The following is an 18694-nucleotide window of genomic DNA, read 5'->3' as shown; positions in this document are numbered from 1 at the left end:
TGTCCTAGCCCTCCGTCTCCTGGGCCGTCCCAGCAGCGGGCGCGGCGGTGTCGAGCGGAGCCGAAACCGGAGCTGAGACCGGCGCCGCGGGGGCAGCCGCCTCAGCCGCCGGGGCCGTCACAGCCGGCGCGGTAGCGGTGTCAGCGCCAACCGCAGCCGTCGCGTCACCACCGCTACCAGCGTTACCGCCACCAGCGTTACCGCCACCAGCGTTACCGCCACCACCACCGGTGGCACCGCCACCGCCACGGCCACGCCGCTCACCCTGCCGCGCGGCGGCACGCCCGGCGTCGGTGCCACCGGTGGTGGTACCCGACGAACCCGACCGTGGCCCACGGCGCGGGCGCTCCCGGCGGTGCTGGCGCTGGAGTGCCTCCTGCGCCTCCCGCTCCGCACGGCTCTGGACCACGTCACCCTTGTAGATCCAGACCTTCACGCCGATACGGCCGAAGGTGGTCCGGGCCTCGTAGAATCCGTAGTCGATGTCGGCGCGCAGCGTGTGCAGGGGCACCCGGCCTTCGCGGTAGAACTCCGAGCGGCTCATCTCGGCGCCGCCCAGGCGTCCGGAACACTGCACCCGGATGCCCTTGGCGCCGCCCTTCATCGCCGACTGCATGGCCTTGCGCATCGCCCGCCGGAAGCTGACCCGGCTCGACAGCTGCTCCGCCACGCCCTGCGCGACGAGCTGGGCGTCGACCTCAGGGTTCTTCACCTCAAGGATGTTGAGCTGGACCTGCTTGCCGGTCAGCTTCTCGAGGTCGCCGCGGATGCGGTCGGCCTCAGCGCCGCGACGTCCGATGACGATCCCCGGGCGGGCGGTGTGGATGTCCACCCGCAGCCGGCCCTGGGTCCGCTCGATGTCGACCCGACTGATTCCCGCGCGCTCCATACCCCGGGACATCATCTTACGGATCTTCACATCCTCGCCGACGTACGCCTTGTACTGCTTGTCGGCGTACCAACGAGAGGTGAACTCCGAAGTGATCCCGAGCCGGAACCCGTGCGGGTTGACCTTCTGCCCCACTACCGGGCCCTCCTTGCAGTCTGCGATGCGCCGGTCGACGCGCCGCGGGTCACCGAAACCGGTTCCCGGCTTTCCACGACGACCGTGATGTGGCTGGTCCGCTTCCGGATCCGGTAGGCACGGCCCTGCGCCCGCGGACGGATGCGCTTGAGCGTCGGGCCCTCGTCGACGTAGACCTCGCCCACCCAGAGCGTGGACGGGTCAAGGCCGTGATTGTGCTCGGCGTTCGCAACCGCGCTCGCGACCACCTTGTACACGTCCTCGCTGGCCGCCTGTGGGGCAAAACGGAGGATGTCCAGGGCCTCGCGGGCGGAACGGCCACGGACCAGGTCGACAACCCGACGCGCCTTGGTCGGCGATACCCGGACATAGCGGGCCGAGGCCTTCGCCCCGTCCAGACCGGACCGGGTGAGCCCGTCCACGAGGTCGTCAGCCACGACGCGACCTCCGGTCTTCCTTGACGTGACCGCGGAAGGTCCGCGTCGGCGCGAACTCGCCGAGCTTGTGACCAACCATCCCCTCGGTGATGAACACCGGGACGTGCTTGCGGCCGTCGTGCACGGCGATGGTGTGCCCCAGCATGTCCGGGATCACCGTCGAGCGCCGCGACCAGGTCTTGATGACGTTCTTCGTGCCCTTGGCGTTCTGTACGTCCACCTTCTTGAGCAGGTGGTCGTCGACGAACGGGCCCTTCTTCAGGCTACGTGGCATGGCGTGTCTCCTCCTTCCCGCTCAGAACCGATGGTCATACGTCGATTGGCACCGGATGTGAACAATCATGATCACCGCCGCCTGTTCTGCTTCCGACGACGGACGATCAGCGCGTCGCTCGACTTACGGGTAGCGCGGGTACGCCCCTCGGGACGGCCCTTCGGGTTCACCGGATGCCGGCCACCGGAGGTCTTGCCCTCGCCACCACCATGCGGGTGATCAACTGGGTTCATCGCCACACCGCGGACGGTGGGCCGACGCCCCTTCCAGCGCATCCGGCCGGCCTTGCCCCAGTTGATATTGTTCTGCTCGGCGTTGCCCACCTCACCGACCGTGGCCCGGCAGCGGACATCGACGTTGCGGATCTCACCGGAGGGCATCCGGAGCTGGGCGAAGGGACCGTCCTTGGCCACCAGCTGCACGCTCGCGCCAGCGCTGCGCGCGATCTTCGCACCACCGCCGGGACGCAGCTCGATGGCGTGCACCACCGTGCCGGTCGGGATGTTGCGCAGCGGCAGGGCATTACCAGGCTTGATGTCGGCGGTCGTGCCCGAACTGACCATGTCGCCCTGCTTGAGTTTCACCGGGGCGAGGATGTAGCGCTTCTCGCCGTCGGCGTAGTGCAGCAGAGCGATCCGCGCGGTCCGGTTCGGGTCATACTCGATGTGCGCGACCTTGGCCGGCACACCATCCTTGTCCCGCTTGAAATCAATCAGACGGTAGGCACGCTTGTGCCCGCCGCCCTGGTGCCGTGTGGTGATACGCCCGTGGACGTTCCGACCGCCCTTGGAGTGCAGCGGGCGGACCAGCGACTTCTCCGGATGGTCACGAGTGATCTCGACGAAGTCGGCCACGCTCGAACCACGGCGACCCGGTGTGGTCGGCTTGTACCTACGAATACCCATGGTTATCCACCGTGTCCTAGTCCCCGCACGCCAGGCCCAGCGGGCGCCTGGCAGCGTTCTCGTCGGCTTGCGTGACCGCCGGCCACGCGGCGCCGCCTGCGGCCTTGCCAGGAACCCGCTGGATCCTGCCGAGATGGCGGGCGAACAAGTCCCCGCACGCCAGGCCCAGCGGGCGCCTGGCAGCGTTCTCGTCGGCTTGCGTGACCGCCGGCCACGCGGCGCCGCCTGCGGCCTTGCCAGGTATCCCGCTGGATCCCGGCGTGGTGGTGGTCTGCGAGCCGAACGCGATCAGACTGAAAGCCCTCTCATGCACCAGGGCCTCCGAAGATCTCGATGGTGTCCCCGGGAGCCAGACTGACCATGGCCCGCTTGGTGGACTTGCGCTGACCCCAACCGGCCTTGGTGCGCTTGCGCTTACCCGAGCGGTTGATGGTGTTCACCCGCAGCACCCGGACGTTGAAAATCTGCTGGACCGCAATCTTGATCTCGGTCTTGTTCGCGCCCGGACGGACGATGAACGTGTAGACGTTCTCGTCCAACAGGCCGTAGCTCTTCTCGGAGACGACCGGCTTGATGATCACGTCACGCGGATCGGCGATCACTTGGCTTCCTCCTCGGCTTCCGCGCCATCGTCGGACCGGGCCCGCGACTCCTGGGTGCCCAGCGGCTCCGCATCGCCAGCCGGGACGAAGGACCCATCCTGTGCCGCCAGCACCTGTGACCGGGCCAGGAAGGCAGCCAGAGCGCCCTCGGTGAACACCACATCGTCGCTGACGAGCACGTCGTAGGTGTTGAGCTGGCCGGGATCAAGCAGGTGCACAGCGGGGACGTTGCGCAGGCTCTTCCAGGTGAGCTCGTCGTCCCGGGCCGCCACCACCAGCACCCGGCGGGTATCAGCGATCGTCCGAAGCGCCGTGAGCGCGGCCTTTGTCGACGGGGTCGCACCGGCAACCAGCGACGACACAACGTGGATCCGGTTGTTGCGCGCCCGGTCGGACAGGGCCCCACGCAGCGCGGCGGCCTTCATCTTCTTGGGCGTCCGCTGGTCGTAGGAGCGAGGCTTGGGGCCGTGAACGATGCCACCGCCGGTGAACTGCGGGGCGCGCAGCGAGCCCTGCCGGGCCCGGCCGGTGCCCTTCTGCCGGTAGGGCTTACGCCCACCACCGCGGACCTCGCCGCGGGTCAGCGTGGAGTGGGTGCCCTGGCGCGCCGCGGCGAGCTGCGCCACCACCACCTGGTGGATGAGCGGGACGTTCAGCGCGACGTCGAACACCGCCCCGGGCAGTTGTGCGCTGCCGACCTCACCACCGGTGGGAGCGTGGACAACGATCGTGCGGGTCTCGGGCACGGCGGCGGCAGCCGCGGAAGTCCGCGACCGGGCGCGCGCTGACGTCGTCGCTGCGCTCATGCCGATACCTCCTCACTGGACGTCACAGCGTCACCGCTCGTGACAGGCGTCTCGGCGGCGGGCTCGAAGTCAGCGGGCTCAAAGTCAGCGGGCTCAAAGTCAGCGGGTGCGGGACGTTTCGCCGCGCTGCGGACGAGCACCAAGCCCCCGTCAGGGCCGGGCACCGCACCTTTGATCAACAAAAAGCCACGTTCGGTGTCGACCGCGTGGACGGTCAGGCCCGCAACGGTGACGCGCTCATGCCCCATCCGCCCAGCCATGCGCAGGCCCTTGAAGACCCGGCCGGGAGTGGCGCAGCCGCCGACCGAGCCCGGTGAACGGTGCTTGCGCTCGACTCCGTGGCCGGCGCCAAGGCCCTTGAAGCCGTGCCGCTTCATCACACCGGCGAAGCCCTTGCCCTTGGATGTTCCCGTTACGTCCACCACCGCGCCCGCGGCGAAGACCGCTCCGGTCAGTTCCTGGCCGGGCCGGTACCTGGCGGCGTCCGCCGTGCGCAGCTCGACCAGATGGCGCCGGGGAGGCACCCCGGCGCGCGCGAAGTGACCGCGCAGCGGCTGGGTCACCCGACGGGGGTCGACTTCACCGTAACCGAGCTGGACCGCCGAATAGCCGTCCGAATCGGGAGTCCTGATCTGCGTCACCACGTTCGGACCGGCCTTAATCACCGTGACCGGGACGATGCGGTTGTTGGCGTCCCATACCTGGGTCATCCCGAGCTTGGTGCCCAGCAGGCCCCTGTAGTTGCGATTGAGCATGACTGCGCCGGCCCCTTTAAAGCTTGATCTCGATATCGACACCCGCTGGCAGGTCGAGGCGCATCAGCGAGTCGACCGTCTTCGGCGTCGGGTCAAGAATGTCGATCAGCCGCTTGTGCGTGCGCATCTCAAAGTGCTCACGGCTGTCCTTGTACTTGTGCGGCGACCGGATCACGCAGTAGACGTTCTTCTCCGTCGGCAGCGGCACCGGTCCCGCGACCTGCGCACCAGTCCGCGTCACCGTCTCGACGATCTTTCGCGCCGAACTATCGATGATCTCGTGGTCGTAGGCCTTGAGCCGGATGCGGATCTTCTGTGCCGCCATGGTGGGCTTCGCCTGTCCTGTCTGTCTCGTCCGGCTCGCTGGCCCTGCAGGGTCCGTTCCTGGCCGGAGCTGCCGCCGGATGTACCGCTTGTTGACAAGTCTGTGCACCGCGCGAGCGGCGGGCGGAAAGGCCCCACAGGGCCCGCGGCCCGCCGCTCGCGGCGACTACTTGAGGATCTTGGTGACGCGACCGGCGCCAACGGTCCGGCCACCCTCACGGATGGCGAACCGCAGGCCCTCCTCCATGGCGATCGGCTGGATGAGCTCGACCGTCATCTCGGTGTTGTCGCCCGGCATGACCATTTCGGTGCCCTCAGGAAGGGTCACGACACCGGTCACGTCCGTGGTCCGGAAGTAGAACTGCGGACGGTAGTTGTTGAAGAACGGCGTGTGGCGGCCACCCTCGTCCTTGCTGAGGATGTAGACCTGCGCCTCGAAGTTGGTGTGCGGCATGATCGACTTCGGCTTGACAACGACCTGGCCGCGCTCGACGTCCTCGCGCTTCACCCCACGCAGGAGCAGACCGACGTTGTCACCGGCACGCCCCTCGTCGAGCAGCTTGCGGAACATCTCGACACCGGTGACGGTCGTCGTGGTGACATCCGGTCGGATACCGACGATCTCGACGGTCTCACTGACCTTGACAACGCCTCGCTCCACCCGACCGGTGACAACGGTGCCACGGCCGGTGATCGTGAAGACGTCCTCGATCGGCATGAGGAAGGGCTTGTCGATGTCGCGCTCGGGCTCCGGGATGGAGTCGTCGACAGCCTGCATGAGTTCCAGCAGCTTCGCGCCCCACTCCTTGTCGCCCTCAAGCGCCTTGAGCGCCGAGACGCGAACCACCGGCACGTCGTCACCCGGAAACTCGTACAAGCTCAGCAGCTCACGTACCTCGAGCTCGACGAGCTCGAGGATCTCCTCGTCGTCGACCATGTCGGCCTTGTTCAACGCCACGACGATGTAAGGCACGCCGACCTGGCGAGCGAGCAGCACGTGCTCCCTGGTCTGCGGCATCGGGCCGTCGGTGGCCGACACGACCAGGATCGCGCCGTCCATCTGGGCGGCACCCGTGATCATGTTTTTGATGTAGTCGGCGTGACCGGGGCAGTCAACGTGGGCGTAGTGCCGGTTGTCGGTCTGGTACTCGACGTGGGCGATCGAGATCGTGATGCCGCGGGCCTTCTCCTCCGGCGCCTTGTCGATCTGGTCGAACGGCGTGAAGGGGTTCAGCTCGGGGTGTGCGTCGTGCAGGACCTTGGTAATGGCCGCGGTCAGCGTGGTCTTGCCATGGTCGATGTGACCGATGGTACCGATGTTGACATGCGGCTTGTTCCGCTCGAACTTCTGCTTCGCCACGGGTGTCCCTCCAAGGACGGGTGGTGTCGTGCCGTGCTAATGATCGTGGTCGTGTCGGGCCTGGTGCGGCGCTGGTTAGGCCCCGCCCCGGCCACCCGTCACTCCCCGCGTGCTTTCGCGATGATTTCCTTGGCAACCCCCGCCGGGACCTCGGCGTAGGAGTCGAACTGCATCGAGTAGGAAGCCCGGCCGGATGTCTTCGACCGCAGGTCTCCGACGTAACCGAACATCTCCGACAGCGGGACGGTCGCCTTGACGATGCGCGCGCCGGCCCGCTCGTCCATGGCCTGGATCTGCCCACGCCGTGAGTTGAGGTCGCCGATCACGTCACCCATGTAGTCCTCAGGGGTGGTGACCTCGACCGCCATCATCGGCTCGAGCAGAACCGGGTCGGCCTTGCGGGCCGCCTCCTTGAAAGCCATCGAACCGGCGATCTTGAAAGCGAGCTCGGACGAGTCGACATCGTGGTACTGACCATCGGTCAGGGTGACCTTCACGTCGACGAGGGGGTAGCCGGCGAGGACACCGAACTCCATCGCCTCCTGGCAGCCAGCGTCGACGGACGGGATGTACTCGCGTGGGATGCGGCCACCGGTGACCTTGTTCGCGAACTCGTAACCACCGCCGTCACCGCCGGAAGGCTCGAGATCGATGATCACTCGGGCATACTGCCCCGAGCCACCGGTCTGCTTCTTGTGCGTGTAGTCGACCTTCTCGACCTTGCGGCGGATGGTCTCGCGGTAGGCGACCTGCGGCTTGCCGACGTTGGCGGTGACACCGAACTCGCGGCGCATCCGGTCGACGAGTACGTCCAAGTGCAGCTCGCCCATGCCCGCAATGATCGTCTGACCGGTCTCGTCGTCGGTCCGGACCTGGAAGGTCGGGTCCTCCTCGGCGAGGCGGCCGATAGCCGTACCCAGCTTCTGCTGGTCGGCTTTGGTCTTCGGCTCGATCGCGACGCTGATGACCGGGGCCGGGAAGGTCATCGACTCCAGGATGATCGGGCTGTTCGGGTCGCAGAGCGTGTCACCGGTGGTCGTGTTCTTCAGGCCGACCACCGCGACGATCTGGCCCGCGCCGACACCGTCGCGATCCTCGCGGTGGTTGGCGTGCATCTGCAGGATGCGACCGATCCGCTCCTTGCGGTCCTTGGTCGAGTTCAGCACCGGTGAGCCGGCGGTGAGCCGTCCCGAGTAGACCCGGATGTAGGTCAGCTTCCCGACGTACGGATCGGTCATGATCTTGAAGGCGAGCGCGGAGAAGGGCTCGCTCTCGTCCGGCCGGCGCGCGACCTCGTTCTCCTCGCGGCCCATCGCGTGGCCGATCGTGACACCGATGTCCAGCGGGCTCGGCAGGTAGTCCACGACGGCGTCGAGCATCGGCTGCACGCCCTTGTTCTTGAACGCCGAGCCGCACAGGACGGGATTCACCGAGCCGACCAGGGTCGCCCGGCGCAGTGCCGCCCGCAGCTGCTCCTCGCTCGGCTCCTCGCCCTCGAGATACAGCTCCATCAGGCTGTCGTCGTTCTCGGCGACGGTCTCGACGAGCTTGTCCCGCCACTCCTGCGCGGCCTCGGCGTGGTCACGCGGGATGTCGACGGTCTCGTAGGAGGCGCCCTTGTCCTCGGTGTGCCAGAGCAGGCCCTTCATGGCAACCAGGTCGATGACACCTTTGAAGTCGGCTTCGACACCCCACGGGAGCTGGATGACGGCCGGTGTCGCGGCGAGGCGGTCAACCATCATGTCCACGCAGCGGTGGAACTCAGCGCCGACCCGGTCCATCTTGTTGACGAACGCGATCCGCGGGACGTTGTAGCGGTCAGCCTGGCGCCAGACCGTCTCGCTCTGCGGCTCGACCCCGGCCACGGCGTCGAAGACCGCGACGGCGCCGTCGAGGACACGCAGCGAGCGTTCCACCTCGACCGTGAAGTCGACGTGCCCCGGGGTATCGATGATGTTGATGGTGTGGTCACGCCACATACAGGTGGTGGCAGCGGAGGTGATCGTGATCCCCCGCTCCTGCTCCTGCTCCATCCAGTCCATGGTGGCACCGCCATCATGGACTTCACCGATCTTGTAATTGACGCCGGTGTAGAAAAGGATCCGCTCGGTGGTCGTGGTCTTGCCCGCGTCAATGTGGGCCATGATCCCGATGTTGCGGGTCGAAGCCAGCGCGGCACGTACGTCAGCAGACATGTTAGTTACCAGCGGTAGTGGGCGAAGGCCTTGTTGGACTCCGCCATCTTGTGGGTGTCCTCGCGCCGCTTCACGCTCGCGCCGAGACCGTTACTCGCGTCGATCAGCTCGTTCATGAGGCGCTCGGTCATGGTCTTCTCACGCCGCTGCCGGGCGTAGCCCACCAGCCAGCGAAGCGCGAGGGTGGTGCTCCGGCTCGAGCGCACCTCGACCGGCACCTGGTAGGTGGCGCCGCCAACCCGGCGGCTGCGCACCTCCAGGGTCGGCTTGACGTTGTCGAGGGCACGCTTGAGCGTGACCACGGGGTCATTGCCGGTCTTCTCCCGGGCACCCTCGAGCGCGCCGTAGACGATCCGCTCGGCCAGCGACTTCTTGCCGCTCAGGAGAACCTTGTTGACCAGCGCTGTCACCAGCGGTGAGCCGTAGACCGGATCGACGACGACGGCGTGCTTGGGAGCCGGGCCCTTGCGTGGCATCAGGCCTTCTCCTTCTTCGCTCCGTACTTGCTGCGCGCCTGCTTGCGGTTGCGGACGCCCTGGGTGTCCAGCGTCCCGCGTACGATCTTGTAACGGACGCCCGGAAGGTCCTTCACCCGGCCGCCGCGGACCAGGACGATCGAGTGCTCCTGCAGGTTGTGCCCCACCCCGGGGATGTAGGCCGTGACCTCCATCCCGCTGTGGAGCCGGACGCGGGCGACCTTGCGAAGCGCCGAATTGGGCTTCTTGGGCGTGGTCGTGTAGACGCGGGTGCACACGCCACGACGCTGCGGGCTCCCCTTGAGTGCCGGGGTCTTGGTCTTCTCGACCTTGTCCTGCCGGCCCTTGCGGACCAACTGCTGGATCGTCGGCAACGCCGCTCCCGTTCCTCTTCCGTCCTGCCGGTACCTGCTGTTATGTCGGCTGCGTCCGACCCACGCGGTCGGGCGTGTCGCTCACTCTCGAAAAACCCCCGGGTAACCCGAGTGGTCTGCCGTGGAGGTGCGCCCGCCCACCTGACGTGGAGCCGGGCCGTCCGAAGTCGCCGCCGGCCCGGCAGGACGGGCCACGGCGCCAGTGGATGGCGCAAGACACAGGTCAAACCTGCAGCGCACAGCGCCGCAGGAACCGAGACTACAGAACCGGTAACGGGTATGTCGAATCGGGGTCACCGTGCCGCGACCGCGCCCGGCCCAGTCGGCCCAGTCGGCTCGGCCCAGTCGGCTCAGTCCAGTCGGCTCAGTCCAGTCGGCTTAGCGCGCCCGGCAACAGGGGACGCGGCGTCGCGGGGCCAGGACACGCACCTCGCCGCGTTGTCGTCGGTCGCCACCCAACACCTCCGGTGACTCCCTCCGCCGCCTCGCGATGCACGCACCCCAGCCCCGCTCCTTGATCCACGCCCCTATTGCCGGGCGCTCTTAGTCCGACAGCTTCCGCAGCTTGCAGACGAAAAAGCCCTCGAACTCCCCGCCCGGCAGGATCCGTCGTGCCCCGGCGAGCGCCGGATCAAACGCCTCCGAGCGCCAGCGGCGCAGGCCCGGCCGCCACGCGCCCGGCGCCCAGGCGTCGATGTCGACCTCGATCGGGCACACCTCAACGGGATGGTGGCGCAACAGATAGCTCAGCGGAGCTTCGTTCTCCTCCGGCCCGAACGTGCAGGTCGAGTAGACCAGGATGCCGCCAGGACGCAGCAGCCGGCAGGCCGCGACCAGCATCTTGCGCTGCAACCAGCCGTAGTTCCTCACCCGCTCCTCGTTCCAGTACCGCAGCGCGGCGGGGTCACGCAGGTCGACCAGGCCCTCTCCGGTGCACTGAGCGTCCAGCAGGACCCGGTCGAACCGGCCGGTGACGAACTTGTCCGCGTACTGGGCGGGGTGACAGGTGGCGGCGGCGAGCCGGACATGGAACTGCCGCGTCACCGCACGCAGCTTGTCCAGCCGGGGCTTGATGCCGTCGTTCGCCCACAGGCTCGCGTCGTTGCCGACAAGCGCGGCGATATGCGCCGTCTTCCCGCCGGGCGCCGCGCACAGGTCAATGATCGACTCTCCCGGTTCCGGCTCGAGGGCAAGCGCGGGCACAAGGCTGGAGATGTTCTGGATGTAGACATGGCCACCGGCGAAGAGCTCCGACGCCGACAGGACCCGCTTCTCGCCCCCGAGGAGGTAGCCGTCGGGACACCAGCCGAGCGGGTCAAGGGTGAGTCCGAGCTCGGCGATCGCCCGGTGGACCTCGGCGGCACCCAGCGGTGACAGCCGGTTGACCCGGACACCGGTGCGCCGGTCGAGACACAGCCGCGCGACAACCTCGGGCTCCGCCATGTCGAGGATTTCACTCAGCCGCCGCACGAACAGCGCCCGTTTCCGGCTTCCGCCGCCTCGCTCGCCCCCAGCCACCAGTGAGACACTACCCAAGCACGTCCAGCTGACGATGAATGCGGTCAATGCGGTTGATGCGGTGGACACCCAGCCGACTGGCGGCGGCGCGCGTCACAATCCGTGGCCACATTTTCCGGCGCCCGCGAAAATTGGTTGAGCCGTCGTGCTGACAAGCAAATCACCAACGATATCGAGGCCAAGGCCGCCGGCTACGTGTCACCTTCGAGACTAATTCCGGCACTAGGAACGGTGTGAGCCGAGTCATGATGTTGACTCCTTGCCCACTAATCCACGTCCCGATAACTTCAATTTTGTCACCGTCAGTTCGGATGACTACGATGGAGGAATCATGCCTACTTCTCTCCGGCATCTCGACCATAATCGAGAAATCACCCCGTCAAGCACTTTCGGGTTGATTATCGAGGTATCCGAGGACGTGGAGATTTCCGTTTTCAGCGCAGCTGAAGCTGTTGCCGGGACGGCCCTCGCATCGCTGGTCACCCGTACCCCGACAAACGGCGGCACCACCAGCCAGGAAGTGCTGAGCATCCGTACCGGTGAGGTGCGCGCAGCCGTGACGGAAATCGGCGGCGGCGACCGCGAGGCGGCGACCGCCGCCACCGATAACACGGACGACACCGATGACGCTGACGACGAGGCTGCCGGCTACCACGGCGGCAATCCTCCCGTCAGCACCCGCGCGAAAATTCAGCGCAGCGACGACTAAGCCCCGAACAAAAAATCAGGCAAACGGCTCACAAGATGACAACATCTCGCCAGCCGTCCGCCGGGACCAGCGAATGGCTCAGCCAACCGAGCCACCAGCGGACCTCGCTGACGGCAGTGCTGCTGAAGACATGCGCTATCGTCTCCTGGCTGTATGGGCGCCTGTTCGCCCGGCTTACCGGCAATCCTGACGCCGTTCGAATCGAACGTTTCATCAGGGACCAGAACAAAGCCGCTATAGCACACGCCGGGCTCGCCCTGCTCGGCGCGGCGGCACTGGCCGTGGCGCCGTTCGCAATCCGCGACCTCATTGACGAGTGGCTGCTACAGCTACAGACGCGCGGAATACTTCTCCCTGTCTTCCTCATGCTCGGCGCTTTTGTGCTCAGCGCCCTCGTAGCCACCCTGCAACATATACTGATCGGCTATCTCAGCGAACGGCTTGCTTTCCAGATCCGCCGCGACCTGCACGAGCACACGGTCGCTCTGCCGTTCCCTCGCTTCATGCGGACACGGCACGGGGATATTGTCACGCTCTTCACCATTGATACGGCCAAGGTACAGATCGCCGGCGCCGTCTGCCTGCCCGCCATCGCGACAATGGCAGTCGAGCTCCTCGCCGCCGGTGTGACCGCCTTTCTGCTGGAATGGCGGCTCGCGGTCGCGGTCGGCGCGATCGGTGCGATTCCACTCGTCCTGCTGCGATTGATTCGTGCGCGCATCCGGGAAATCAGCCGGGTGGAGGCCGAGCGACACACCCGGCTGGTCGATCACGTCATAGAGCTGGCTGGGACGGCTGGCGCGCTGCACCTGCGTGCGTTCCGCGCGCAGGGCGCCGGTCAGGAGGAGTTCGAACGGCTGGACGCGGCTATCGCGACAGCGGTCCGTACCCGGGTCCAGGTATTCGCCCGTCTACAGTTCATCTCCGCGGCCAGTGCAGTGCTGGCAACCATGACCGCGATCGGGTTCGGAGCGTGGCTCTCGCTGGAGCGGATAATGACGACCGGCACGTTCGTGGCGTTCCTCAGCGTGCTCTTCCTGGCCTTTCGCGCAATCGCCGGTTTTGCCGACCTGCGCACCCAGCTGTTTGATGGCGAATCCTCCCTCATCCGCATTCTGGCCTTCCTCGACATTCCGCTGGAGCGGCCTCGCGTGGCGAACCACAGTAACGTGAGACCGCTGACATCAGTTGATCGCCCGCGGCCACCGGAAGAAATCGTGTCGCAAGCCGAACCAGCGGTTTCAGATCCGGCCGGCATTCCCCGGCCGCCGGTGCACGGTGATCTCGTCCTGGCGAACGTCTCCTATTCTTACGCGCCTGACGTACCCGCGCCCGACTGGGCGGTCCGATCGGTGGATATCGTCGTGCGCAGAGGCGAGACGGTTGCCGTCGTCGGATTCAGCGGCGCGGGCAAGACCACGCTCTGTTACCTCGCGAGCGGGCTCCTGGCGCCCACTTCCGGGCGAGTGCTGCTAGGCGGGCGGGATATCCTTGAACTCACCGCCGAGCAGGCGCGAGCCGCGGTCGGATTCGTCTCCCAGGAAGCATTCATCCAACGCCGTACCATTGCCGAGAACCTCCGCTTCGGGAATCCCACCGCGACCGCGGACGAGCTCTGGGCGGCACTCGAGGCGACTGGTCTCGTCACCGTGGTCCGTTCCCTGCCGGACGGGATCCACACCCCGGTCGGCTGCGATGGATACGAGATCTCGGGTGGCGAACGGCAACGGCTGGCCATCGCTCGGGTCCTGGTCCAGAATCCACGGACGATCATCCTCGACGAGGCTACGTCGAACCTTGACGCACTGACTGAGGAAATGCTTCGGGTGTCGTTCGAACGTCTTCTCGCCGATCGCAGCTGCCTGCTCGTGGCCCATCGAATGACGATGACCACCGCCGCGGACCGTATCTACGTGATGGAAAAGGGCACCGTGGTGGAGGCCGGCCCGCACGACCGGCTGGTCAAAACCGGTGGAATCTACGCGCAGCTGGCCCGCGGCCAGCTGCGGCAGACAGCCAGGAGGGAGAACAACAACGGTATGTCCCGGACCGTCGGCTGACCTGGCTCGCCAGCGGCGTCCAGAATTCAGCACGGACCGCTGACACACCGAAGGCGCTGCCCGGATACCTCCAGGGAGGTATCCGGGCAGCGCCGTGTTTCCTGGGGATGCTCAGCCGTGGTGGCGTGTCCGGTGAAGACACGGCAGACAGGCCTGGAACTGTCAGACCGGCTTCGCGCCGATCCGGCGGGAGCCCCAGGCCACGCGATCGTGAACATTTTCGCGTGGCCTGGGCCCCAGGGCTCTCCCGCGGGACGGGCTATCGGTAGTCGCCCCCTGTGCTGCGGTAGTCAAAATCATCCAACGGCACAGCTTGACCGCTACCAGTACCGAACGCGCCGTACTCGACGGTCGCGCCGTCCTCATAGTTACCGCCCACCGAGTACATGGACGCCCGCGCCTCCTCGGTCGGCTCGACCCGAATGTTGCGGTATCGGGAGATGCCGGTACCCGCCGGGATGAGCTTGCCGATGATGACGTTCTCCTTCAGGCCGACCAGCGAGTCCGACCGGGCATTGATCGCGGCGTCGGTGAGCACTCGCGTCGTCTCCTGGAAGGAGGCCGCCGACAGCCAGGACTCGGTTGCAAGTGACGCCTTGGTGATGCCCATGAGAACCGGACGGGCCGATGCCGGCTGCCCACCGGACTCGACCACCCGGCGGTTCTCCTCCTCGAAGCGCGCCCGCTCGACCAGCTCACCGGGCAGGAGGGTGGTCTCACCCGACTCCAGCACGTTCACCCGCTTGAGCATCTGGCGGATGATGATCTCTATGTGCTTGTCGTGGATCGACACGCCCTGCGAGCGATAGACCTCCTGCACCTGGTCCACCAGGTGCAACTGCACCTGGCGCGGGCCGAGAATGCGCAGTACCTCGTGCGGGTCGACCGCGCCGTCGACGATCTTCTGGCCAACAGCGATGTGCTGGCCTTCCTCGACCTTCAGGCGCGAACGACGGGACACCGGGTAGGCGATCTCCTCGCCGCCGTCGTCGGGCACGATAACAATCTTGAGGGTCTTCTCGGTCTCCTCGATGCGCACCCGCCCGGCGACCTCGCTGATCGGGGCCTTGCCCTTGGGGGAACGGGCCTCGAAAAGCTCGACCACACGCGGTAGGCCCTGGGTGATGTCGTCACCGGTGGCGACACCACCGCTGTGGAAGGTACGCATGGTCAGCTGGGTGCCCGGCTCACCGATCGACTGAGCCGCGACGATACCCACGGCCTCACCGACGTCCACCAGCTTTCCGGTTGCCAGCGACCGGCCGTAACACTGTGCGCACACACCCATCCGGGCGACGCAGGTGAGCGCGGAGCGCACCTTCACCGATTCGATACCGGCTTCAATGATCTGGCCGATAACCACATCGCCGAGGTCGGTACCGGCGGGCACCACAACATCGCCGGCGGCGTTCACCGCGTCGGAGGCGAGTGTCCGCGCGTAGGCCGCGGTCTCGGCGTAACGGTCACGGACAAGCAGCCCGTCCGCTCCCTTGCGGGCGATACGGGTGCCGATGCCACGCTCGGTACCGCAGTCGTCCTCGCGGACGATGACGTCCTGGCTGACGTCAACCAGACGCCGGGTTAGATACCCTGAGTCAGCGGTCCGCAGCGCCGTGTCGGCTAGACCCTTACGAGCGCCGTGCGTGGAGATGAAGTACTCCACCACGCTCAGGCCCTCACGGAAGTTGGCCTTGATCGGACGCGGGATGATCTCACCCTTCGGGTTGGCGACCAGTCCGCGCATTCCGGCGAGCTGCCGGATCTGCATCATGTTTCCGGCGGCTCCGGAGTTGACCAGTACAGCGACCGGGTTGGTCAACGGGAAGTTGGCCTCCATCGCCTCGGCGACCTTGCCCGTCGCCTCGTTCCAGATCTGGACGAGTTCGCCGCGGCGCTCATCATCGGACAGGAAGCCCCGGTCGAACTGCTTCTGCACCCGCTCGGCCCGCTGCTCGTACTCGTCGAGGATCTGCTTCTTGTTCGGCGGCGCAACGACATCCTCGATGGCGACGGTCACACCGGACCGGGTGGCCCAGTAGAAACCGGCGCTCTTCAGGGCGTCCAGCGTCGCCGCCACCTGGATCTTCGGGTAGCGCTCGGCCAGGTCGTTGACGATCGCGGCCTGGGCCTTCTTGTTCATCATGTAGTTGAGGAACGGATACCCTTCCGGAAGCGCCTGGTTGAGCAGGCAACGACCGAAGGTGGTCTCCAGCGTGAACGGCTCACCGCTGACCCAGCCCGCTGGCGGCGTCCAGTCGCGCGGCGGGGTGGTGTCGCGAAGCCGGACCCTGATCTTCGCCTGCAGTTCGATCTCCCGCGCGTCAAAGGCCATCTGAGCCTCGGCCACGCTGGAGAACGCCCTGCCCTCGCCGACCCCGCCCTCGGCCATCCGGCTGAGGTGGAACACCCCGGTGACCATGTCGAGGCTCGGCATGGCCAGCGGACGCCCGGACGCCGGCGACAGGATGTTGTTGCTCGACAGCATCAGGATGCGCGCCTCGGCCTGCGCCTCCGCGGACAGCGGCAGGTGCACGGCCATCTGGTCACCGTCGAAGTCCGCGTTGAAGGCGGTGCAGACCAGCGGGTGGATCTGGATGGCCTTGCCTTCGACCAGCTGTGGCTCGAACGCCTGGATACCGAGGCGGTGCAGGGTCGGCGCACGGTTGAGCAGCACCGGGTGCTCGGTGATGACCTCTTCCAGCACGTCCCAGACCACCGGACGGGCTCGCTCCACCATCCGCTTGGCGGACTTGATGTTCTGTGCGTGGTTGAGGTCGACCAGCCGCTTCATCACGAACGGCTTGAACAACTCGAGCGCCATTTGCTTGGGCAGACCGCACTGATGCAGCTTCAGCTGCGGGCCGACGACGATGACGGAACGCCCGGAGTAGTCGACGCGCTTGCCGAGCAGGTTCTGCCGGAACCGCCCCTGCTTGCCCTTGAGCATGTCCGACAACGACTTGAGCGGGCGGTTACCCGGACCGGTGACCGGCCGGCCGCGGCGACCGTTGTCGAACAGCGCGTCGACGGCCTCCTGCAGCATCCGCTTCTCGTTGTTGACGATGATCTCAGGCGCGCCGAGGTCGAGCAGCCGCTTGAGCCGGTTGTTACGGTTGATCACCCGGCGGTAGAGGTCGTTCAGGTCGGACGTGGCGAACCGACCACCGTCGAGCTGCACCATCGGGCGCAGGTCCGGCGGAATGACCGGAACGCAGTCGAGCACCATCCCATTCGGGGAGTTGCGGGTGTTCAGGAACGCCGAGACCACCTTGAGACGCTTCAGCGCCCGGGCCTTCTTCTGGCCCTTGCCGCTGCGGATGGTCTCCCGCAGTGACTCGGCCTCCGCGGCCAGGTCGAAGTCAACGAGCCGGCGCTGTAGCGCCTCGGCTCCCATACCGCCTTCGAAGTACTGTCCGAAGCGGTCCCGCAGCTCACGGTAGAGCAGCTCATCAGGCTCAAGATCCTGAACTTTCATGCCCTTGAAGCGGTCGAACACCCGGCCCAGATCGTCGATCTTCCGCTGGACGCGGTCACGGATCTGGCGCATCTCGCGCTCAGCCGCCTCGCGGACCTTGCGCCGGGCGTCGCCCTTGGCGCCCTCGGCCTCCAGCTGCGCGAGATCCGCCTCAAGCTTCTTCTGCCGCGTCTCGACGTCGGCGTTCTTCTTGTCCTCGAGATGCTGCTTCTCGACGGAGATCCGTGCCTCGAGGGTGGGCAGGTCGCGGTGGCGCGCCTCGACGTCCACACTTGTGATCATATAAGCGGCGAAATAAATGACCTTTTCAAGGTCTTTCGGCGCGAGGTCGAGCAGATAGCCGAGCCGGCTCGGCACACCCTTGAAATACCAGATGTGGGTGACCGGCGCGGCCAGCTCAATGTGGCCCATCCGCTCACGGCGCACCTTCGCGCGAGTGACCTCGACACCGCAGCGCTCACAGATGATGCCCTTGAAGCGAACGCGCTTGTACTTGCCGCAGTAGCACTCCCAGTCCCGGGTCGGACCGAAGATTTTCTCGCAGAAAAGCCCGTCCTTTTCCGGCTTCAGGGTGCGGTAGTTGATTGTCTCCGGCTTCTTGACCTCACCGTGTGACCACTGGCGGATGTCGTCCGCCGTGGCGAGGCCGATGCGCAGCTCGTCGAAGAAGTTGACGTCGAGCACGTGTCTTCTCTCTCTGCCGTCTGGCTGCCCCCATCGCCGGCGGGCATTGCGAGTAATGGCGGCGACGGGGGGCTTCTGCCGTCAGTTATTCCAAGGTCGGCGGGGACGCCGAGAAACGATCAGCGCGTCCGGAGCACCCGGCGGCCGTGACGTGAGCCCGTGGCCACCGGCCACGAGTCACGACCACCCATAGATCCATTCGCACTCACGATCGGCGACCACTGGGCTCCCTGGGGCCCCGGGCGTGCGGCGGAACATGACCGCACTCCCGTCGGCCCGCTAGTCGTCAGACCTCCTCAACGCTGCTCGGCTCCCGCCGGGACAGATCGATACCGAGCTCCTCCGCGGCACGGAAGACATCCTCATCGGTGTCACGCATCTCAATGGAGACGCCGTCGCTGGACAGAACCTCCACGTTCAGGCACAGCGACTGCATTTCCTTGATAAGGACCTTGAAGGACTCCGGAATGCCTGGTTCGGGGATGTTCTCGCCCTTGACGATGGCCTCGTAGACCTTGACGCGGCCGAGGACGTCGTCGGACTTGATGGTCAGCAGCTCCTGGAGCGCGTAGGCGGCGCCGTACGCCTCAAGCGCCCACACCTCCATCTCACCGAAGCGCTGTCCACCGAACTGCGCCTTACCGCCCAGCGGCTGCTGGGTGATCATCGAGTAGGGACCGGTCGTCCGGGCGTGAATCTTGTCGTCGACCAGATGC

Annotated in this window: 17 protein-coding genes and 1 pseudogene; 2 read left to right on the top strand and 16 right to left on the bottom strand. The window is 66.5% G+C overall.

The genetic code is table 11. From position 1 onward, the window contains the following. Positions 1–4: 4 nt before the first annotated feature. From rpsC to MJ777_RS08455, 14 genes are all read right to left on the bottom strand, one after another. On the bottom strand, positions 5–1024 hold the full coding sequence (gene rpsC / locus MJ777_RS08520) for a 30S ribosomal protein S3 (RefSeq protein ID WP_239374904.1): 1020 nt from the start codon (positions 1022–1024) through the stop codon (positions 5–7). After that, positions 1024–1461 carry a 50S ribosomal protein L22 gene (gene rplV, locus MJ777_RS08515; protein WP_239310551.1) on the bottom strand — a complete coding sequence of 146 codons (438 nt, stop codon included), beginning with the start codon at positions 1459–1461 and terminating at the stop codon, positions 1024–1026. Before rplV ends, rpsC begins: the two co-directional genes overlap by 1 nt. Further along, positions 1454–1735, bottom strand: coding sequence for a 30S ribosomal protein S19 (gene rpsS / locus MJ777_RS08510; RefSeq protein WP_239310550.1), 282 nt, complete (start codon positions 1733–1735; stop codon positions 1454–1456). Before rpsS ends, rplV begins: the two co-directional genes overlap by 8 nt. Positions 1736–1806: 71 nt before the next feature. Further along, positions 1807–2640, bottom strand: coding sequence for a 50S ribosomal protein L2 (gene rplB, locus MJ777_RS08505; protein WP_239310549.1), 834 nt, complete (start codon positions 2638–2640; stop codon positions 1807–1809). A 16-nt stretch (positions 2641–2656) separates the two neighbouring features. Continuing rightward, positions 2657–2953 (bottom strand): hypothetical protein, encoded by a 297-nt coding sequence (locus MJ777_RS08500; protein ID WP_239310548.1) that lies wholly within the window; start codon positions 2951–2953, stop codon positions 2657–2659. Beyond that, positions 2946–3242, bottom strand: a complete 297-nt coding sequence (rplW, locus tag MJ777_RS08495; RefSeq protein WP_239310547.1) for a 50S ribosomal protein L23 — start codon at positions 3240–3242, stop codon at positions 2946–2948. Before rplW ends, MJ777_RS08500 begins: the two co-directional genes overlap by 8 nt. Continuing rightward, the gene (gene rplD / locus MJ777_RS08490; protein WP_239310546.1) at positions 3239–4048 is read right to left on the bottom strand and encodes a 50S ribosomal protein L4; all 810 of its coding nucleotides are present in this window, start codon (positions 4046–4048) and stop codon (positions 3239–3241) included. The genes rplW and rplD overlap by 4 nt, the downstream gene beginning before the upstream one ends. Beyond that, positions 4045–4803 carry a 50S ribosomal protein L3 gene (gene rplC / locus MJ777_RS08485; protein WP_239374901.1) on the bottom strand — a complete coding sequence of 253 codons (759 nt, stop codon included), beginning with the start codon at positions 4801–4803 and terminating at the stop codon, positions 4045–4047. Before rplC ends, rplD begins: the two co-directional genes overlap by 4 nt. A gap of 16 nt (positions 4804–4819) precedes the next feature. Further along, positions 4820–5128: a 30S ribosomal protein S10 gene (gene rpsJ, locus MJ777_RS08480; RefSeq protein ID WP_013875113.1), complete on the bottom strand. Its 309-nt coding sequence runs from the start codon at positions 5126–5128 to the stop codon at positions 4820–4822. 165 nt (positions 5129–5293) lie between these two features. Beyond that, a complete protein-coding gene (gene tuf / locus MJ777_RS08475) occupies positions 5294–6487 on the bottom strand; it encodes an elongation factor Tu (protein ID WP_239310544.1) in 1194 nt (397 codons plus the stop codon). A 98-nt stretch (positions 6488–6585) separates the two neighbouring features. Then, positions 6586–8682, bottom strand: coding sequence for an elongation factor G (fusA, locus tag MJ777_RS08470; protein ID WP_239310543.1), 2097 nt, complete (start codon positions 8680–8682; stop codon positions 6586–6588). 5 nt (positions 8683–8687) lie between these two features. Beyond that, complete coding sequence (gene rpsG / locus MJ777_RS08465; protein ID WP_239310542.1) at positions 8688–9158, bottom strand: 30S ribosomal protein S7; 471 nt, start codon at positions 9156–9158, stop codon at positions 8688–8690. Then, the gene (gene rpsL, locus MJ777_RS08460) at positions 9158–9532 is read right to left on the bottom strand and encodes a 30S ribosomal protein S12 (protein WP_131748563.1); all 375 of its coding nucleotides are present in this window, start codon (positions 9530–9532) and stop codon (positions 9158–9160) included. Before rpsL ends, rpsG begins: the two co-directional genes overlap by 1 nt. A gap of 543 nt (positions 9533–10075) precedes the next feature. Beyond that, a complete protein-coding gene (locus MJ777_RS08455) occupies positions 10076–11068 on the bottom strand; it encodes an RsmB/NOP family class I SAM-dependent RNA methyltransferase (RefSeq protein WP_239374898.1) in 993 nt (330 codons plus the stop codon). 241 nt (positions 11069–11309) lie between these two features. On the opposite strand from MJ777_RS08455, the gene MJ777_RS08450 reads away from it, so the two are divergent. Together MJ777_RS08450 and MJ777_RS08445 are read left to right on the top strand one after the other, a co-directional pair. Beyond that, a complete protein-coding gene (locus tag MJ777_RS08450; RefSeq protein ID WP_239374895.1) occupies positions 11310–11759 on the top strand; it encodes a hypothetical protein in 450 nt (149 codons plus the stop codon). 35 nt (positions 11760–11794) lie between these two features. Next, the gene (locus MJ777_RS08445) at positions 11795–13819 is read left to right on the top strand and encodes an ABC transporter ATP-binding protein (protein WP_239310539.1); all 2025 of its coding nucleotides are present in this window, start codon (positions 11795–11797) and stop codon (positions 13817–13819) included. Between the two features lie 259 nt (positions 13820–14078). On the opposite strand, the gene MJ777_RS08440 is transcribed toward MJ777_RS08445, so the two are convergent. Together MJ777_RS08440 and MJ777_RS08435 are read right to left on the bottom strand one after the other, a co-directional pair. Continuing rightward, positions 14079–17978 (bottom strand): DNA-directed RNA polymerase subunit beta', encoded by a 3900-nt coding sequence (locus MJ777_RS08440; protein ID WP_239374892.1) that lies wholly within the window; start codon positions 17976–17978, stop codon positions 14079–14081. Between the two features lie 286 nt (positions 17979–18264). After that, a pseudogene (locus tag MJ777_RS08435) lies at positions 18265–18694 on the bottom strand (DNA-directed RNA polymerase subunit beta); the annotation flags it as partial.

This window comes from Protofrankia sp. Cj5 (assembly GCF_917627405.1).
Taxonomy (GTDB): domain Bacteria; phylum Actinomycetota; class Actinomycetes; order Frankiales; family Frankiaceae; genus Protofrankia.
The sequence above is the reverse complement of the archived record's forward strand: the minus strand, read 5'-3'. Positions and strand labels throughout refer to the sequence as shown.